This window comes from Borrelia sp. MN22-0132 (assembly GCF_049201035.1).
Classification (GTDB): domain Bacteria; phylum Spirochaetota; class Spirochaetia; order Borreliales; family Borreliaceae; genus Borrelia; species Borrelia puertoricensis.
This window is the reverse complement of record NZ_CP138334.1, coordinates 525600-542487: the sequence shown is the minus strand read 5'-3', so window position 1 is coordinate 542487 and position 16888 is coordinate 525600. Positions and strand designations below refer to the sequence as shown.

General features: G+C 31.6%; 14 protein-coding genes. 4 read left to right on the top strand and 10 right to left on the bottom strand.

The features are described from left to right. The first annotated feature begins 124 nt into the window (after positions 1-124). Genes R5397_RS02565 through R5397_RS02550 form a run of 4 tightly spaced genes read left to right on the top strand, consistent with a single transcriptional unit; the run spans position 125 to position 3648 of the window. Complete coding sequence (locus R5397_RS02565) at positions 125-1264, top strand: HD-GYP domain-containing protein (protein ID WP_421622784.1); 1140 nt, start codon at positions 125-127, stop codon at positions 1262-1264. A gap of 12 nt (positions 1265-1276) precedes the next feature. Then, positions 1277-1990, top strand: a complete 714-nt coding sequence (locus R5397_RS02560) for a 5'-methylthioadenosine/adenosylhomocysteine nucleosidase (protein ID WP_421622783.1) — start codon at positions 1277-1279, stop codon at positions 1988-1990. Positions 1991-2008: 18 nt separating this feature from the next. Further along, entirely contained in the window at positions 2009-3178 is a 1170-nt protein-coding gene (gene metK, locus R5397_RS02555; RefSeq protein WP_421622782.1) for a methionine adenosyltransferase, read from the top strand. After that, positions 3175-3648 carry an S-ribosylhomocysteine lyase gene (locus R5397_RS02550; RefSeq protein ID WP_421622781.1) on the top strand — a complete coding sequence of 158 codons (474 nt, stop codon included), beginning with the start codon at positions 3175-3177 and terminating at the stop codon, positions 3646-3648. The genes metK and R5397_RS02550 overlap by 4 nt, the downstream gene beginning before the upstream one ends. A 142-nt stretch (positions 3649-3790) precedes the next feature. Here R5397_RS02550 and R5397_RS02545 read toward each other — a convergent pair whose 3' ends face one another. The 10 genes from R5397_RS02545 to rpoC all read right to left on the bottom strand — a co-directional run bounded on the left by R5397_RS02545 (position 3791) and on the right by rpoC (position 16888). After that, positions 3791-4210, bottom strand: a complete 420-nt coding sequence (locus tag R5397_RS02545; RefSeq protein ID WP_421622780.1) for an HIT family protein — start codon at positions 4208-4210, stop codon at positions 3791-3793. Between the two features lie 62 nt (positions 4211-4272). After that, entirely contained in the window at positions 4273-5634 is a 1362-nt protein-coding gene (gene mgtE, locus R5397_RS02540; RefSeq protein ID WP_421622779.1) for a magnesium transporter, read from the bottom strand. A 54-nt stretch (positions 5635-5688) separates the two neighbouring features. After that, positions 5689-7113, bottom strand: a complete 1425-nt coding sequence (locus tag R5397_RS02535) for an MGH1-like glycoside hydrolase domain-containing protein (RefSeq protein ID WP_421622778.1) — start codon at positions 7111-7113, stop codon at positions 5689-5691. Between the two features lie 277 nt (positions 7114-7390). Beyond that, entirely contained in the window at positions 7391-8404 is a 1014-nt protein-coding gene (locus R5397_RS02530; protein ID WP_421622777.1) for a BMP family protein, read from the bottom strand. A 36-nt stretch (positions 8405-8440) separates the two neighbouring features. Continuing rightward, positions 8441-9511, bottom strand: a complete 1071-nt coding sequence (locus R5397_RS02525) for a BMP family ABC transporter substrate-binding protein (RefSeq protein WP_421622776.1) — start codon at positions 9509-9511, stop codon at positions 8441-8443. Positions 9512-9675: 164 nt separating this feature from the next. Beyond that, entirely contained in the window at positions 9676-10707 is a 1032-nt protein-coding gene (locus R5397_RS02520) for a BMP family lipoprotein (protein ID WP_421622775.1), read from the bottom strand. A 34-nt stretch (positions 10708-10741) separates the two neighbouring features. After that, positions 10742-11755, bottom strand: coding sequence for a BMP family lipoprotein (locus tag R5397_RS02515; RefSeq protein WP_421622774.1), 1014 nt, complete (start codon positions 11753-11755; stop codon positions 10742-10744). 74 nt (positions 11756-11829) lie between these two features. Continuing rightward, the gene (gene rpsG, locus R5397_RS02510) at positions 11830-12303 is read right to left on the bottom strand and encodes a 30S ribosomal protein S7 (protein ID WP_247065546.1); all 474 of its coding nucleotides are present in this window, start codon (positions 12301-12303) and stop codon (positions 11830-11832) included. A gap of 14 nt (positions 12304-12317) precedes the next feature. Next, a complete protein-coding gene (gene rpsL / locus R5397_RS02505; protein WP_011772336.1) occupies positions 12318-12692 on the bottom strand; it encodes a 30S ribosomal protein S12 in 375 nt (124 codons plus the stop codon). 62 nt (positions 12693-12754) lie between these two features. After that, positions 12755-16888, bottom strand: a complete 4134-nt coding sequence (rpoC, locus tag R5397_RS02500) for a DNA-directed RNA polymerase subunit beta' (RefSeq protein WP_421622773.1) — start codon at positions 16886-16888, stop codon at positions 12755-12757.

Below are 16888 nucleotides of genomic sequence, written 5' to 3'. Positions count from 1 at the left end.
TCTCTTATAATAAAGTTCAATGTTAAAATTAATGTATACATGTAGTATTATACTAAATAGATAGACAATTAATAAATAATATGCGATAAATGCCTATTATTAAGTTTGCAGCTTGAGGGGAAAAATGCAAAATTTTGATAACCTAGCAAAAGATATAAAAGATTTTTCGTACATAATAGACAAAAATTTCCTAGTATGGCCTCAAAACTCGCTCTTACAACCTATAAATACTGAACTTATTGAAAAATGGAACTTAAAGGGTGAACTCAAAATACAAAGGATGTTCTTTAATGAGACATTAATACGAGAAACAAAAAAGCTTATTAATGTAGAATATGATGAAAAATCGATTGCCAACTATCACATACTAATAAGCAATTTAGAAGAAATATATGAAAATTGCAAGAAAAATAAAAAAATTTACTATCAAGACGTCCTTCCAGCCGTCAAAAAGGTAATGGAATTTTATAAAAGGAATCAACAAACATTCATCAAATATATGAAAGTACCTAAACTCCTATCCGATTATCATATTGTTCACTCAATAAATACCGCAATACTAACCGTAGCCCTTGGAAATGAGATGAATCTAAATAATCACAAAATGGTTGAACTCTGCACAATAGCTATTCTGCACAAAATAGGTTTCCTATTTATCCCCTTGCAAATAAGTGAAAAAAAAGAAAAATTAAGTAATGAAGAATTTGAAGTAATAAAAAAATATCCCGTACTTGGTTATAAAATACTCTCAACCACTAATTTTTCACAATCCATCTGCTCAGCAATATTAAATCATAAAGAAAACTTAGATGGTTCAGGCTATCCTAATAAACTTAAAAGTGAAAATATAAATATCGAGTCTAATATAATAGGTGCTGCTAGCGCATACAGCGCAATCCTTCTAGATAGAACATATAAAGGGGCTTCAAACTCTGGTGCATCTCTTATTGAACTAATACAAGATGCTGATAAGAAATTTGATAAAAGAGTTTTAAAACTAATAATTAAGGTTCTCTCTCAATGTCCTCTGGGTTTTATTGTTGAACTCAATGACAACTCAATTGCCAAAATAACAAAAATTAACGAAGATAATATTAATGTCCCATATATAAAATACATAATAAGAGATGACAAAATCGTACCTCCTAGTGAAAATAAAAATTATGTCAAGTCCATACCCAAAACAGAAACCGGAATAAAAAAAATACTAAGACAAGATGAAATAGAATTTATTTCAAAAAAATATGGATTAAAGGAAATATAAAAGGAGTAAAGTATGATTTTAATAACATCTGCAATGGATGAAGAATCATTAGAAATAAATAAAATTATCGAGAACAAAGAAGAAATTATATTAGACGATTATTCAGGTGAGAAGAAAATTTATAAGGGAGAAATTGCGGGTCACAAGGTAATCTCTTTAACTACTGGCATTGGAAAAGTAAATGCCGCAATGTGGAATAGCTACATCATATCAAAATATAAAATCACTCGCATAATCAACTCAGGAACTGCTGGTGGGCTTAAAGAATCTGCAGATCTTAAAATAACAGACATCATAGTATCATCAGAGACTGCATTTCATGACTTTAATTTAACTAAATTTGGACATAAAATAGGACAAGTACCAGGCCTTCCACAAAAATTTAAAGCAGATGAAAATTTATTAAACAAATTTGTTAATATTATTGAAAACAAACTTAAAAATATTAGTGTTCATATTGGTCTAATACTTACAGGTGATCAATTTATTGGAGATAAAAAACAATTAAAAGAAATTAAAAATAACTTTGCAGATGCTTTAGCTGTAGAAATGGAAAGCGCTGCAATTGCCCAAGTAGCACACACATTCAAAATACCTTTTATTATTATTCGCTCTGTATCTGATTTACCAAACATCAAAGATAATCACATAGACTTCAATAAGTTCCTACAAGATGCATCAATGAATTCAGCTAAGATAGTAAAGGAATTAATTAAACTCTTATAACTTAAATAAGGTGACAATATGCTCAATAATAATTTAACATCAACATCTGAAGCCGTATCTGAAGGACATCCCGATAAAATTGCGGATCAAATTTCTGACGCCATACTTGATGAAATCCTCAAAAGAGATAAAATGGCGAAAGTCGCATGCGAAACCTTAGTTTCACAAAATTTAATAATCATAGCAGGAGAGATAAGCAGCAAAGCAAAAAAAGAAATAAATATAAAAGAAATTGCAAAACAAACAATAAAAAATATTGGATACACAAATATAGAATATGGACTTGACTACAAATCTGCTACAATAATTGATGCCATTGGCTCTCAGTCAATTGATATTACAAATGCGGTTGAGAAAAAAGATACAAACGATATAGGAGCAGGTGATCAAGGAATAATCTTTGGTTATGCATGCAATGAAACTGAAAATTTTTTGCCCATAGCATACGAATTATCCAACTTAATCCTGCAAAAAGCTAGCGAATTTAGAAAATCAGGTCAAATTAAATGGCTACGCCCCGATGCAAAATCCCAAGTTACCATTGAATATGATTCTAATAAAAATCCTATCAGAGTCAATAACATTGTTGTATCTCATCAACATGATCCCGGTATTCCCCAAGATTTCCTAAGACAAACAATCATTGAAAAAATTATCAAACCTATCCTTCAGAGTAAATCAATGCTTGATGAAAACATCAAATATTATATTAACCCATCAGGCAACTTCGTCATCGGTGGTCCTACTGGAGATACGGGACTTACAGGAAGAAAGATTATCGCTGACAGTTATGGTGGATTTGCAAGACATGGTGGTGGTGCTTATAGCGGCAAAGATGCTACTAAAGTTGACAGATCAGCAGCTTATATGGCAAGATACATTGCTAAGAATATGGTGGCAGCAGGAATTTCTAAAGAATTTGAAATGCAACTTGCTTATGCTATTGGAATTTCCAATCCAATATCCATTAAAATAACTACAGGTATCAATGATAACAAATATGAAAAAAAAATATTAAATTTCATCATCAATAACTTTGACTTAACTCCCAACGGCATAATTAAAAAATTAAAATTAAGAGAGCCCATTTACTCTAAAACATGCACATACGGACATTTTGGAAAAAATGAACTAGAATGGGAAAAATTAGATTTCGTAGACACAATAAAAAAGGAGTTCAAAATATGAATAAAATACCAAGCTTTACAATTGATCACACAAAACTAAAACCTGGAATATATGTTTCAAGAAAAGATATATTTGATAATTTAACATTCACTACTGTAGATATTAGGATGAAAGCTCCTAATAGAGAACCTGTAATTAACAATGCAGAAATGCATACAATCGAACACATAGGAGCAACATTGCTTAGAAACAATAAAGTCTGGGGCGATAAAGTGTTATACTTTGGACCAATGGGTTGCAGGACTGGATTTTATCTAATCCTTTTGGGTAATTATGAGAGCAAGAATCTAATTGATTTAATATCTTGGCTTTTTCATAAAATTGCAAATTTTCAAGGAAATATTATAGGCGCAACTGAAAAGGAATGTGGAAATTACCAAGATCATAATCTAAACATGGCAAAATATGAGTCTAATCGATATTTAGAAATACTAGCTAACATAAAAGAAAAAAACTTAACATATCCTTAAAGTAAAAATTTATTTAAAATTCAAAAATATTATATCTTTGAAAAACTTAAGTAAGATACTCTACAACATGTCATAAAATTTAAAATACATAATAATTAGATTATATAGCAAATTTTTAGAAAATTCATTTTAAGAAAAAATCTCAAATATTCTGGCTTATGTGTTTAGATAAGTCTAAAAACTCATCTCCTGAAAATTTAATATTACTGCCTCTTGCAAAACCAAAATTATCGCCCTTAAATCTTGGGACCACATGAAAATGAGTATGTAAAATAACTTGTCCCGCATCAGAGCCAATTGCATTATAAATATTAATTCCATTACAAATATTTGAACCTAACTTTTTCAAAGAGAGAGCTACTTTCTTACAAACCTTCAATATTTGTCCATTAAGTTCGTCGCTCATACCCAAAGCATCATTACTATGCTGTTTTGGAATAACAAGAGTATGTCCAACATTTAAAGGATTAACATCGAGAAAAGCAAGCACTAACTCATCCTCATAGACCTTATAACAGGACGTTTCATTGTTTACTATCTTACAAAAAATACAACCACTCAAAATTGTCTCCAATTTAATTCTGTTTTAATCTCACCTTTAATTTTATTAAAAATAGATCATACTTAAAAATAATTAGTTAATACTAATCTTGCTATATTAAAATAAGCAATTAAAGTAACAACATCAGCAATAGTAGTAATTAAAGGTCCAGCCATTAAAGCTGGATCTATTCTTATAAACTTGGCTAAAATGGGTAAAAGACCTCCCAATATTTTTGCTACCATCAACCCTATCATTAAACATGCAGAAACAACAAAAGCTATTTTGAATTTCTCATTATGCTCAGGAATTACAAAAAACACAATTCTTAAAAAATTAATACTAGCAAGAATTGAACCAACTAGAATACTAACACATACTTCCTTAAGTAGCACCTTGAAAAAATCCTTCACCTTAAGAGTTCCAAGAGCAAGTTCACGAATAATCAATGCAGATGCCTGAGAACCAGCATTACCCGAAGTATCCATTAAAAGTGGAATAAAGCTAGTTAAAATAACTAAAGATAAAACCAAATGCTGATAATTAGTGATTATAGTGGCGGTTAAGGTAGAAGATATCATAAGAATCAAAAGCCAGATTATTCTATTTTTTGTCATATCAAAAATAGAAGTATCAAGATAAGACTTACCTAAAGGAGTAACTGCTGCCATTATCTGGAAATCTTCAGTATTTAAATTCTGAATAACTTCAAGAATATCATCAATAATAATAACTCCTATCATTCGCCCTTCATTATCAACAACAGGAACACTTGAGATATCATGATTCTGAAAAAGAAGAGCAACATCTTCCTTTCCATCACCAACTTTCACAATATAAAATCCGCTACTCCTCATTATTGCAGAAATAATAACATTATCACCAGATAACATCAAATCTTCAATTTTGATGACACCTTTTAACCGTTTTTCTTCATCTGTAATATAATAAGTATAAATGTCTTCCTTAGTTTTTGCAACTTTTCTAATATAATCAAGAGCTTCTCCAACACAAAAATAATCTTTAAGCTCAATATATTCTATCGTCACAATTGAACCAGCAGAGTCATCACTGTAAGACAGGAATTTATTAATAATTTCCCTATTCTCCTCAGTAGAACTTGCTAAAAATCTTTGCACAACATTTGCTGGAACTTCTTCTAAGAGATCAATAACATCATCAAGATTTAATTCATCTATCATCTCTCTTATTTCTCTGTTTGTAAAAGAATTAGCCAATTTATTTTTTGTGCCTTGATCAAAATTAGAAAAAGCTTCAACAGCAACTTTTTTGGGGAGGAATCTATAAAGTAAAATCAAATCAGAACCATTAAGCTTTTTTAAAGCTTCACTAATATCAAAAGCATCATATTTTAAAAGCTCTTCCTTTATGTCAGAATATTTCTTCTCTTCAAGCAAGGTTCTTAAAAATACAACATCTATCATATCAATATCTCCAAGATTTTAATTTTGAATAAATGTTTATAGCCAAATTATTAATTAAAGCTTATCTAAAAGCATTGAACATCTACCTGAAGGTATAGGCAGAGTCTTTTCTTTTTTATTCAATATATTTATTGTAAAGTAATAAAGTTTTTCAGACTCCATCTTGATCTCCCAGCCCCTCTTGCCCTTATTACATATAATTGTGGTTTGATTTTTTTTAAGTGACAGGCTCTCTATTCCCATAACTTCAAGAGCAGGAATATTCCAATAAACTGTTTTATCGGGAAGACTAATTGTAAGTCCAATAATATTTTCTATCATCAGGCTAATACTAAAAAGTGCAAGATAACAAATAACATCTTTTTCTGGAAGAATCTTTCTCTCAACATCTAAATATGCAGGTCCCTCTTTCATTGGCTTATACGCCTCCCAAACATGTCCCTTAACTTTGCCATCAGGCAAGAGAGTATCTAATATATAATAGAGATGTCTTATGGTAAATTCTCTTGCAATATTTGCACGTCTACAATATTCAAGTCCCTTAATAACAAAAAAATTCATATAAGTATACACAGAACCATAATATCCATTTCCATCTAAATTAAAGCTAGGCTCATTAGCTGAAAGAGTAGGGAAAGGATTTGGGGTTCCAAAGTGTTCATGACTTTTTAAATAAAAAATCATTCTCTCTATTCTATCTTCACTTGGAATTTCGGAGAGCAGTGGTAAAAATCCTACTATTGTCTTGCACCTAACAATATTTTCGTTAATATCAAGATCATAATAAAAACCATCTTTTTCATCCCACATCAATGAATTAATTTTAGCCTTAAGAGAAAAAAATCTTTTTTTATACTCGAGGGATAAATTTTTATCGTTTAATATGTCTGCCAATTTTGCAATACAATATGCACTGTGTACCTGAAATGAATTAAAATCTATCGGGTAATAAGCATCCTTTCTGGGAGAATTTTTATAAAAAATCTTATTCATATCAATTGAATAAAGGCCATTTGCTTTTAAAAACTTTTTCTCTATCCACTTATAATACTTATCAAGAACTGGTAAAACATCACAGATACGTTTCTTATTGCCTGTTTTATGATATAAATTGTATTCAACCCAAGCAAAAATGGGCAAGCCAATACCATCATCATTTCCTTCTATATGAACAATATTATTATTGCGGTCATAACGAGCTCTAATTGCACCAGAGGTCTCTTGAAGTTCATAAAATTTATCAATAGTAGATGTGGGGGAATATTCCCCATTACTATAAACAAGAAAAAAGCTTGAAAGACAAGTTTGAAGTTGATCTATAAACTCAGGGTTTTCAGAATAATAATTTTTATCCTTTCTACCCCTCTCCAAAGCTTGAGAAAAAACAATTTTGTCTCGAATCCAAGAAAGACTCTTATTATAAATATCAATAAAATCCTGATCGTAATAGTAAATTTTGGGAAACACACTCTTATTCAATGCTCGAACCTCTGAAAAACAAATATCAATCAACTCCTATCTATTATACATTATAATAACGACAAAATAAGACTGAAAACCAAAAATTTTAATATTAAACACAATTTTAAAGCTAAGCAATATCCAAGCAAAATAAATTAGTTAAAACTATATATTGCAACAACAGATTGATGTAACTTACAATCATTAAAAAAACTTAGACCTAAACGATAATCACACAAGCCTAACTGATATTAAAAATGAAAACATATTTCTCAAAAATTACTTAAAATGAAAACTAATTAACAAATTCTTTCAGGAATTTATTATAAGTAGTCTCATTATTTGGGACAACAATCTTCTTGTTAATTATCTTTTCAGAAATATCATCTAATTCCTTTTCAAGCTTGAAAGAAATCATCTTAGGATTTTTAACAAAATCTAAAAAGCTCTCCCTTAATCCATAATTTAATATATGGCCCCCTTCAAAAGCATTAGTTTTTAAGTAATTAGAAATTATAATATTCAAAATTCGTCCAATATCTTTAATTGAAGATGTAATTACATTCTCAGGTGCAAGATGTGACTGATCCTGATCAACTCCAATAACATAAAACTCATCTCCAAAGTTGCTCGCAGCCTCAATAACTCCAAGTCCAGCTAAACCCGCAACATGATAAATAATGTCTACTTTATCTGCATACATCTCACTTGCCATGTTTCTTCCAGTATCAATATTAACAAAACTACCAATATAATTATTATCAATATTGATATTCCTATTTGCATACATAGCACCAGCTTCATATCCATACCTAAATGCATTAACAATTACATTATCAACTCCACCTAAAAATCCAATTTTACCTGTCTTAGATATCCTAGCTGCAATATAACCTACCAAAAACGATCCTTCTTCATTTCTAAAAGTTATGGCTAACAAATTTTCAGGGATGACCAAATCACTATCATAAACAGGATCAATAATTACATATTTAATCTCTGGATTTTTTAAAGCAGCAATAATAGCAGAATCACTAAGCTTATATCCAATTAACCAGATAAAATTTGAGCCATTATTTTTTAATGATTCAAGATCGGCTAAATAAGAATTTGAATTAGATTCCTTCATAACTATTTCCAATTCAAATTCTTTTTCTACTTTCTTAGCACCGTCCCAAGCACCCTTATTAAAAGTCTTATCATCAAAGACTCCATCAACCAAAACGGCAATCTTAGCAAGGTTATCATTAACTTTAGAATTAGAACATGAACAACACAAAATACATAAAATTAAAAATAAATTCTTCACATAATATCTCCCTTTAAACCAATCTAATTAAAAAGTTTATAACCTTGCCTTAAATAAATCAAATTCATATTCAGTAGAAGGTATAATAAGTGTCCCATTAACTATTTGAGTCTGAATCTTTGTAATGGCATCAAATAAATTCTTGCCAATAATATTAGGATCTTTGACAATATCTATAACGCCTTCTTTTACTCCTTTTTCAATTATCCTACCACCATTAAATTTGTGTCTTTTTACAGCATCCAATGAACAAGTATATATTGCCTTTCCAACATCCTTAAGCATAGAAGTAATAACATGATTAGGTGCAAGGGATGACTGATCCTTATTAACCCCAATGACGTAATGACCAGCTCCAAGTTCCTTTGCAGCAGAAAACACACCAAGTGCAGCAGGACCCATTACAGGAAAAATAACATCGACACCATCCTCAATATACATATGCTCGGCAACAAACTTACCAGAAGCTTCGCTAAATTCATCTAAAACTCTCTTTACAATCATTCTTGTTTTAGGTTCCGCGTAAAAAGCCCCTGCTCTAAAGCCGACTAAAAATCTCTCAACATATTTAATATTAACACCAGTCATAAATCCAATCCTATTACTCTTACTCATCTTAGCAGCAAGATAACCAGCTAAAAATGAGCCCTCCTCAGCTTTAAAATTAATAGCTAAAAAATTCTTAGGAAGTAAGATATTATTATCATAACCAAAAGTATCTATAATTCCATAAGAAATATTTGCATTTTTATGAGCAAGTCTTAAGGCAGAATCTGAAAAATGAGCACTAATAAACCAAATAAGATTGGCACCATCCTTTTGCAATGTGTAAACATCTTCTTCTAATACTTCACTAGCCGTCATTAATCTTTTGCCTTCAACAGGATAAGGTGTTAAAACTTTTGGAATAAGCTTAATTTCAAATTCATTTTTTATTTTAACGGCACTCTCAAAAGCATTTTGAAAATATCCTTTATCATCGAAATTACCTGGAAACATGATTCCCATAATAATTTGTCTATCAACAAAAGAAGAAGACTCTTTTGAAGAAAAACAAGATACAAACAATAAAATAAATAAAATTATAAAACATAAATTTTTTGACACAACCTATCCTCTCCTTATAAAATAACTTTAAACATTTTTTAATTTTTAGAAACCTATCAACAAAAATAACAATAAGTTATAAATACCAAAATTTACCTCACATAAAGTAAAGGTAAATTTAAAAAAATAAACATTAATGAAATTGCCTCTCTTTAAGCAAGAAATCAATTCAATAGATTATAAATATCTAAAAACTTATTATATTCGCCAAGATTACTTGGAACTGAAATATCGCCACTAACTATTTTATCTTCTATAGTTTCAATCTCGACTTTAATATCATCCTTGATGGAATCATGCTTAACAATACTTACGGAACCGTCTTTAAGTCCTAATTTTAATACTTTTCCACCATCAAAATCATTTGTATCCAAATAATTCTTTGTTATTTCATAAATAGAATTTCCAACATTTTTAACAACTGAAGTTAAAACATTATCAGGTGCAAGATATGACTGATCTTGATCAACCCCAACGATATAATGTCCAGTCCCAAGTTCCTTTGAAACCTCAATAGCACCAAGACCTGCAAGGCCTGCTGCTACAAATATGACATCGGTACCATCTTTATACATCTTCAAAGCAATAGTCCTAGCTAAAGATAAAGCTACAAATGATCCCACATACTGAGAATTCAACTCAATATCTTTATTTGCATATTTAGCACCAGCTTCATATCCATATCTGAATGCATTAATAACTACACCTTCCATTCCACCTAAAAACCCAATCTTACCTGTCTTCGATGCCTTAGCAGCTAAATATCCAGCTAAAAACGAAGCCTCTTCAACTTTAAATGAGAGGCCAAGCAAATTATCAGGCAAATTTATATCACTCTCATAAATAACATCAACAATTCCATAATTAATACCTTTATTAAGGGTAGCGGCCTGCTCAGTAGCTTCTTGAAGTCTAAAACCAACTCCCCAGATAATGCTGGAACCTTTATCTTTAAGATCTTCTAAATCACTCACATAAGCAGTACTTGTTGAAGCTTTGTCAATAATCTCAACTCCAAAATCTCCTTCTAACATTTGAGCACCTTTCCAAGCATCCTCACCAAATGATTTGTCATCGAAAGTTCCATCAACTATCAGAGAAATTATGGATTTTGCCAAAGATTTAGAAGTCAATGATTTTTTATCACAACCTAAAAAAGCTAACACAACAAAAATGAACATTATGAATTTATTCATATAAAAACTCCTCATAGTTATATTAGCTCTTATGTCACAGATTAACAACAAAGTCACCATAAGATTTTTCGTCTTTAGGAACTTTAATCTCATTACCAACTATTTTGTTTTTAATTTCTGAAAGAAAATCATAATCCTTGATTAAATCTAAATTTAATGATTTATTAAGAATCAAATCAAGTGCTCCATCTTTAAGTCCAAATTCTAAGTTATCTCCACCATTCCACTTGCCAAACTCTAGATAAGATCTCATCAAATCTAACATAACTACGTCAACCCTCTTAACATATGATAAAAGTACATTATCAGGTGCAAGATATGACTGATCCTGATCAACACCAATAATGTAATATTCATTTCCAAGCTCTTTTGCAACCTCAATAGCACCAAGACCTGAGAGGCCTGCTGCTGTAAATATAATATCAACCCCAGAAGCATACATCTTACTTGCCATTAAATGTCCAAGAGAGATATCAGAGAATGTCCCCACATATTGAGAATTCAACTCAATATTCTTATTTGCATACTTAGCACCAGCTTCATATCCATATCTGAATGCATTAATAACTACACCTTCCATTCCACCTAAAAACCCAATCTTACCTGTCTTAGATGCATTAGCGGCTAAATAACCAACTAAAAACGCTCCTTCTTCAGATCTAAAATTTACATTCACTAAATTCTTGGGCAACTCAACATCTTCTGCGTAAGCACCTTCAATAATTCCATAATGCACATTGGTATTTTCAAGAGATTTTCGCAAAAACGTATCTGTAAACTTAAAACCAACTCCCCAAACTAAACTAGAACCACCTTCTTCCAATCCCCCAATATCTGCTAAATAGTCAGAAACCTTGGATTCTTTCCGAATTATATTAACTTTAAACTCTTCTTTAATTTGAGCCATTGCATTGGAAGAACTCTCATTAAAACCTCTATCATCAAAGGTCCCATCGACAATGACAGAAATAGTATCAGAAAGTGAAGTTTGATCTTGTGAACCTGAACAACCTAAAATAAAAAAAAACAAAAAAACCTTTTTTAACATATAGACACCCCTAATCAATTATATCTAAGATCAACACACCTCACAACAATATATATTAAAAAGGTATTTTACGATTACCATCTGTAATGTGTGAAGGCTCTATTTGCCTCTGCCATTCTATGAGTATCTTCCCTTTTTTTAAAAGCAACACCTGTTGAATTATAAGAATTAACAAGTTCATTTCCCAATTTTTCTTGCATTGATTTTCCACTTGCTTTTCTGGCAGCTGCAATAATCCACTTCATTGCCAAAGCCTCACGCCTTTCCTCTCTAACTTCAACTGGAACTTGATAAGTAGCACCACCAACCCTCCTACTTCTAACCTCTACCAATGGTTTAACATTATCTAAAGCCTTACTAAAAGCAGCAACCTTATCAACTTCCTCAGTTTTTTCTGCAAGAATATCAATTGAATTATAAACTATGGCTTCACTGATGGATTTTTTTCCATCATACATCATTCTATTCACAAATTTAGCAATAACTTGAGAATCATACTTAGAATCTTTAAAGACCTTTTTTTTAACTTTTTTACTCTTTCTTGACATACAATCTATACCTCTTAAGCTTTTGGTTTTTTAGTTCCATACTTAGAACGACCTTGCTTCCGATTATTAACACCGAGAGTATCCTTAGCTCCTCTGATGATATGGTACCTAACACCTGGCAAATCTTTAACTCGTCCACCTCTAATTAAAACAACTGAATGCTCTTGTAAATTATGACCAATCCCTGGAATATAAGCTGTTACTTCAAATCCATTTGAAAGCCTAACACGGGCTACTTTCCTCAAAGCTGAATTGGGTTTCTTAGGTGTAACCGTCATTACACGAGTACAAATTCCTCTTCGTTGAGGACAATTTTGAAGCGCAGGAGATGCTGTCTTTTCTTTTTGACTCTTTCTTGGCTTCCTAATTAGTTGATTGATTGTAGGCATCTATGCTCCCTTTTTCCTAATTTTACCAATAAATGGTATCAAATATATAATTTATTTTCAAGCTATATCTCAGAGCTTGAATTTTCCCTCACCTTAACTCTTTTATATAAATTCATACCTGTCCCAGTCGGAATTAAATGTCCAATAACAACATTCTCCTTAAGACCTTTAAGATCATCGACACTACCTGCAATTGAAGCATCTGTTAACACTTTAGTCGTTTCTTGGAAAGAAGCAGCTGAAATAAATGAATCGATATTAAGAGATGCCTTTGTTATCCCAATAAGGATTGGACTAGCCACTGCAGGCTCACCACCCTGTTCAATTACCCTTTTATTCTGGTCATAAAAAGTATGCTTATCCACCTTTTGGTTATAAACAAAATTAGTATCACCTACAGATACAATCTTAACTTTCTTCATCATCTGTTTAATGATCACACCAATATGCTTATCATTAATACTTACACCCTGTTTCCTATAAACATCCTGAATTTCTGCTAATAAAAATTCTTGCAAACTAATTCCACCAAGAATTTCAAGAACATCATGAGGATTAATTCTTCCATCACAAAGCATATCTCCAGCCTTAACAACGTCTCCATCCCTAACTAAAAGATGTTTCCCAGCAGGAATATAATGCTTATGCTCAACTCCATACTCATCTAAAACATTAATGAGTCTCTTACCTTTTTGAATCGCTTTAAACTGAACAACTCCACTTACCTTAGCCATCTCAGTCAAATTTTTTGGAATTCTTGTCTCAAATAAATCATTAACCCTAGGAAGACCACCAGTAATATCTTGAGTTTTTTCAGAACCTTTGGAAAGTTTAGCAATAATATCTCCTATATCAATATCTTGTCCATCTTCAACTTGCAGATAAGCATCTCCAGGAAGAACATAAGATGAAATCTCAATTCCTCTATCATTAATAATTAAAATCCTAGGATCAAGAGATTCAAACACTTGATCTGTAATTCTCTTCTCAATATTTCCCGTTTCAAGGTTTATTTCTTCTTTAAGAGTTGTTCCTAAAATAATATCTTTAAATTTAACTTTTCCCCTAACTTCAGCAATAATTGGTTCCGCAAATGGATCAAATGTTCCAATTATACGCCCAGCCTCAACATAATCACCCACATTGACCTCAAGTTTCGTACCAGTCTTTAAAGATATCTCTTGCTCTTCAGAGACAATCATCAGCTTGTTATCTTTAATTCTAACATAACCAATATGAGATGATAATACATCAATACCATCCTTGCTTGTAAACAAAGGCATTCCCTTAATTACCTTTTGAGAATCTAATACCTTAAGCTCTTTAATATCCTTAATATCTTCTTCATAAATAACATTTATTACTCTTAAAGTTCCTTTTCTTGTAAAAAGCAATCCGCCATTAACTTGCACATTAAATCCCTCTAATCCATTAAGAATAAAAGAGTTCTTAAGCGCAATCTTATCATCTTCACTACCAGCCTGCGCAACTCCCCCAATGTGAAAAGTTCTCATGGTAAGCTGTGTTCCTGGCTGACCTATTGACTGAGCTGCTATTATCCCAACAGCCTCTCCAATATTAACAGGTTTATTATTTGAAAAGTCACGTCCATAACATTTTTGACAAACTCCATGCTCAGCTTCGCAAGTTAAAACAGATCTAATTACAAGCTTGTCAATACCAACGGTTTCCAATAACTTTATCTTATCCTCTGTAATTTCTTCATTTACATCTAAAATAATCTCGCCCGTAATAGGACTTTTTATTCTCTCAATTGAATAACTACCAACGGCTTTTTCTCTTAAAGGCTCAACTATTTCTTCACCATTTTTTAAAGCCTCAACTTTTATACCATTAATAGTTCCACAATCTTCTATTCTAACAACAACATCTTGAGCAATATCTACCAATCTTCGAGTTAAATATCCGGCATCCGCTGTCTTAAGAGCTGTATCTGCAAGTCCCTTCCTTGCACCATTTGTAGAGATAAAAAACTCTATAACAGAAAGCCCTTCTTTAAAATTAGAAATAATTGGAAGTTCAATAATATCCCCAGAGGTTTTAGCCATCAATCCTCTCATTCCCGCAAGCTGTCTTATCTGATTTCTACTCCCACGAGCACCAGAATCAGCCATCATATAAATCACATTAAATCCATCTCTATCTTTTTTAAGAATTTCCATCATCTTATTGGTAAGCTCTTCATTTGTCTTTGACCAAACAGAAACAACATTGTTGTATCTCTCTTCTCCAGTAATAACACCTTTAGTATAATCACTCTGAATTTTTGCAATTTCTCTATTAGCCTTATCCACATATACTTTCTTCTCTTCAGGCACAATAATATCACTCATACTTATTGTACATCCAAATTTAGTAGCATATTTAAACCCAAGCTCCTTAATAATATCCAACATCTCAATTACAATAGAGGAACCATACACAACATAAACTTCAGAAATCAAATTCTGTAACTCATAATCGCTAAGGGTTTTATTTATAAATGAAATCCTCCCTGGTAAAGCCTCATTAAATACAACACATCCTGCCGTAGTTTCTATATACTCACCATCAACCTTTACATAAATCCGTGCATTATAGTCTAGACTTTTATTATTAATTGCAAGAAGAACATGATTGAAATTAGAGAACTTACGCCCTTCTCCCACTACATTTTTCCTCTCCATAGTTAAGTAATAAAGACCTAATATAATATCTTGAGACGGAAATACAATAGGATGTCCGTTCGCAGGATTTAACAAATTATTAGTTGACAACATCAAAGCCCAACTTTCAGCCTGTGCTGCAGGTGTTAAAGGAACATGTACAGCCATCTGATCTCCATCAAAGTCAGCATTATATGCATGACAAACAAGAGGATGTAATTTAATTGCCTTACCTTCAACTAACACTGGTTCAAAAGCTTGTATTCCCAGCCTGTGAAGTGTTGGGGCTCGGTTTAAAAGCACAGGATGTTCTTTAATAACATTGTCTAAAATCTGCCATACTTCATCTACTTCTTGCTCAATTAAACTCTTTGCTCGCTTTATGTTAAATACAGATTCACTCTCAATCAATTTTCTAATTACAAATGGTTTAAAAAGCTCAAGCGCCATCTTTGCAGGAATACCACATTGATGTAACTTAAGTTCAGGTCCCACAACAATTACAGAACGACCTGAATAATCAACTCTCTTTCCAAGAAGGTTTTGCCTAAATCTACCTTGTTTACCCTTGAGTGCATCAGAGAGAGATTTAAGGGGTCTATTGGATGTACCCTTCACAACCTTTCTCTTATGAGAATTATCAAAAAGAGAATCAACTGATTCTTGTAACATTCTTTTTTCATTTCTGACAATAATCTCAGGTGCATTAAGAAGCAAAAGTTTTCTTAACCTATTATTTCTATTTATTACTCTTCTATAAAGGTCATTGAGATCAGAAGTTGCAAATCTTCCACCATCAAGTTGAACCATCGGTCTAATTTCTGGAGGAATAACAGGAAGAACATCCATAATCATCCATTCTGGCTTATTTCCAGAAACTTTAAAATTTTCAATGATTTCAAGACGTCTTAAAAGTTTTTTATCTGTCTTATCATCTTTATCAATCATCTGAAGCCTAAGCTTGGATGAAAGTTCATCAAGATCAAGATTCTCAAGTAAAGTTTTAATGGCCTCAGCACCCATTAAAGCACTAAAAGACATTCCATATCTCTCTTTTGCTTCAGAGTATTCATCTTCATTTAAAAGTTGCATCTTCTTAAGATCAGTATCACCTGGCTCAATTACGATATACTTTTCATAATAAAGAATAGAGTTTAAATTAGAAGCTGTAATATCAAGTAAAAGACCAATTCTAGAAGGAATATATTTATAATACCAGATATGAGCAACAGGAGCTGAGAGTTCAATATGCCCCATTCTCTCACGTCTAACTTTAAAATGAGTCACCTCAACATTACAACGATCACAAATAATACCTTTATATCTTATTGACTTAAACTTTCCACAATAACATTCCCATTCTTTAGTAGTTCCAAAAATTCTCTCGCAAAAAAGACCATCTTTCTCAGGTCTTAAAGTTCTATAGTTAATAGTTTCAGATTTTTTAACCTCTCCATAAGACCAACTCCTAATTTGATCAGGAGATGCTATCTTTATTCTTATCTTTTCAAAATCTTTTATCTCTTTCAT

What these genes read in the sequence shown, in the direction of transcription:
- R5397_RS02565 (WP_421622784.1), top strand. Translation starts at nt 125, where the DNA reads ATGCAAAATTTTGATAACCTAGCAAAAGATATAAAAGATTTTTCGTAC.
- R5397_RS02560 (WP_421622783.1), top strand. Translation starts at nt 1,277, where the DNA reads ATGATTTTAATAACATCTGCAATGGATGAAGAATCATTAGAAATAAAT.
- metK (WP_421622782.1), top strand. Translation starts at nt 2,009, where the DNA reads ATGCTCAATAATAATTTAACATCAACATCTGAAGCCGTATCTGAAGGA.
- R5397_RS02550 (WP_421622781.1), top strand. Translation starts at nt 3,175, where the DNA reads ATGAATAAAATACCAAGCTTTACAATTGATCACACAAAACTAAAACCT.
- mgtE (WP_421622779.1), bottom strand. Translation starts at nt 5,634, where the DNA reads ATGATAGATGTTGTATTTTTAAGAACCTTGCTTGAAGAGAAGAAATAT.
- R5397_RS02520 (WP_421622775.1), bottom strand. Translation starts at nt 10,707, where the DNA reads ATGAATAAATTCATAATGTTCATTTTTGTTGTGTTAGCTTTTTTAGGT.
- R5397_RS02515 (WP_421622774.1), bottom strand. Translation starts at nt 11,755, where the DNA reads ATGTTAAAAAAGGTTTTTTTGTTTTTTTTTATTTTAGGTTGTTCAGGT.
- rpsG (WP_247065546.1), bottom strand. Translation starts at nt 12,303, where the DNA reads ATGTCAAGAAAGAGTAAAAAAGTTAAAAAAAAGGTCTTTAAAGATTCT.
- rpsL (WP_011772336.1), bottom strand. Translation starts at nt 12,692, where the DNA reads ATGCCTACAATCAATCAACTAATTAGGAAGCCAAGAAAGAGTCAAAAA.
- rpoC (WP_421622773.1), bottom strand. Translation starts at nt 16,888, where the DNA reads ATGAAAGAGATAAAAGATTTTGAAAAGATAAGAATAAAGATAGCATCT.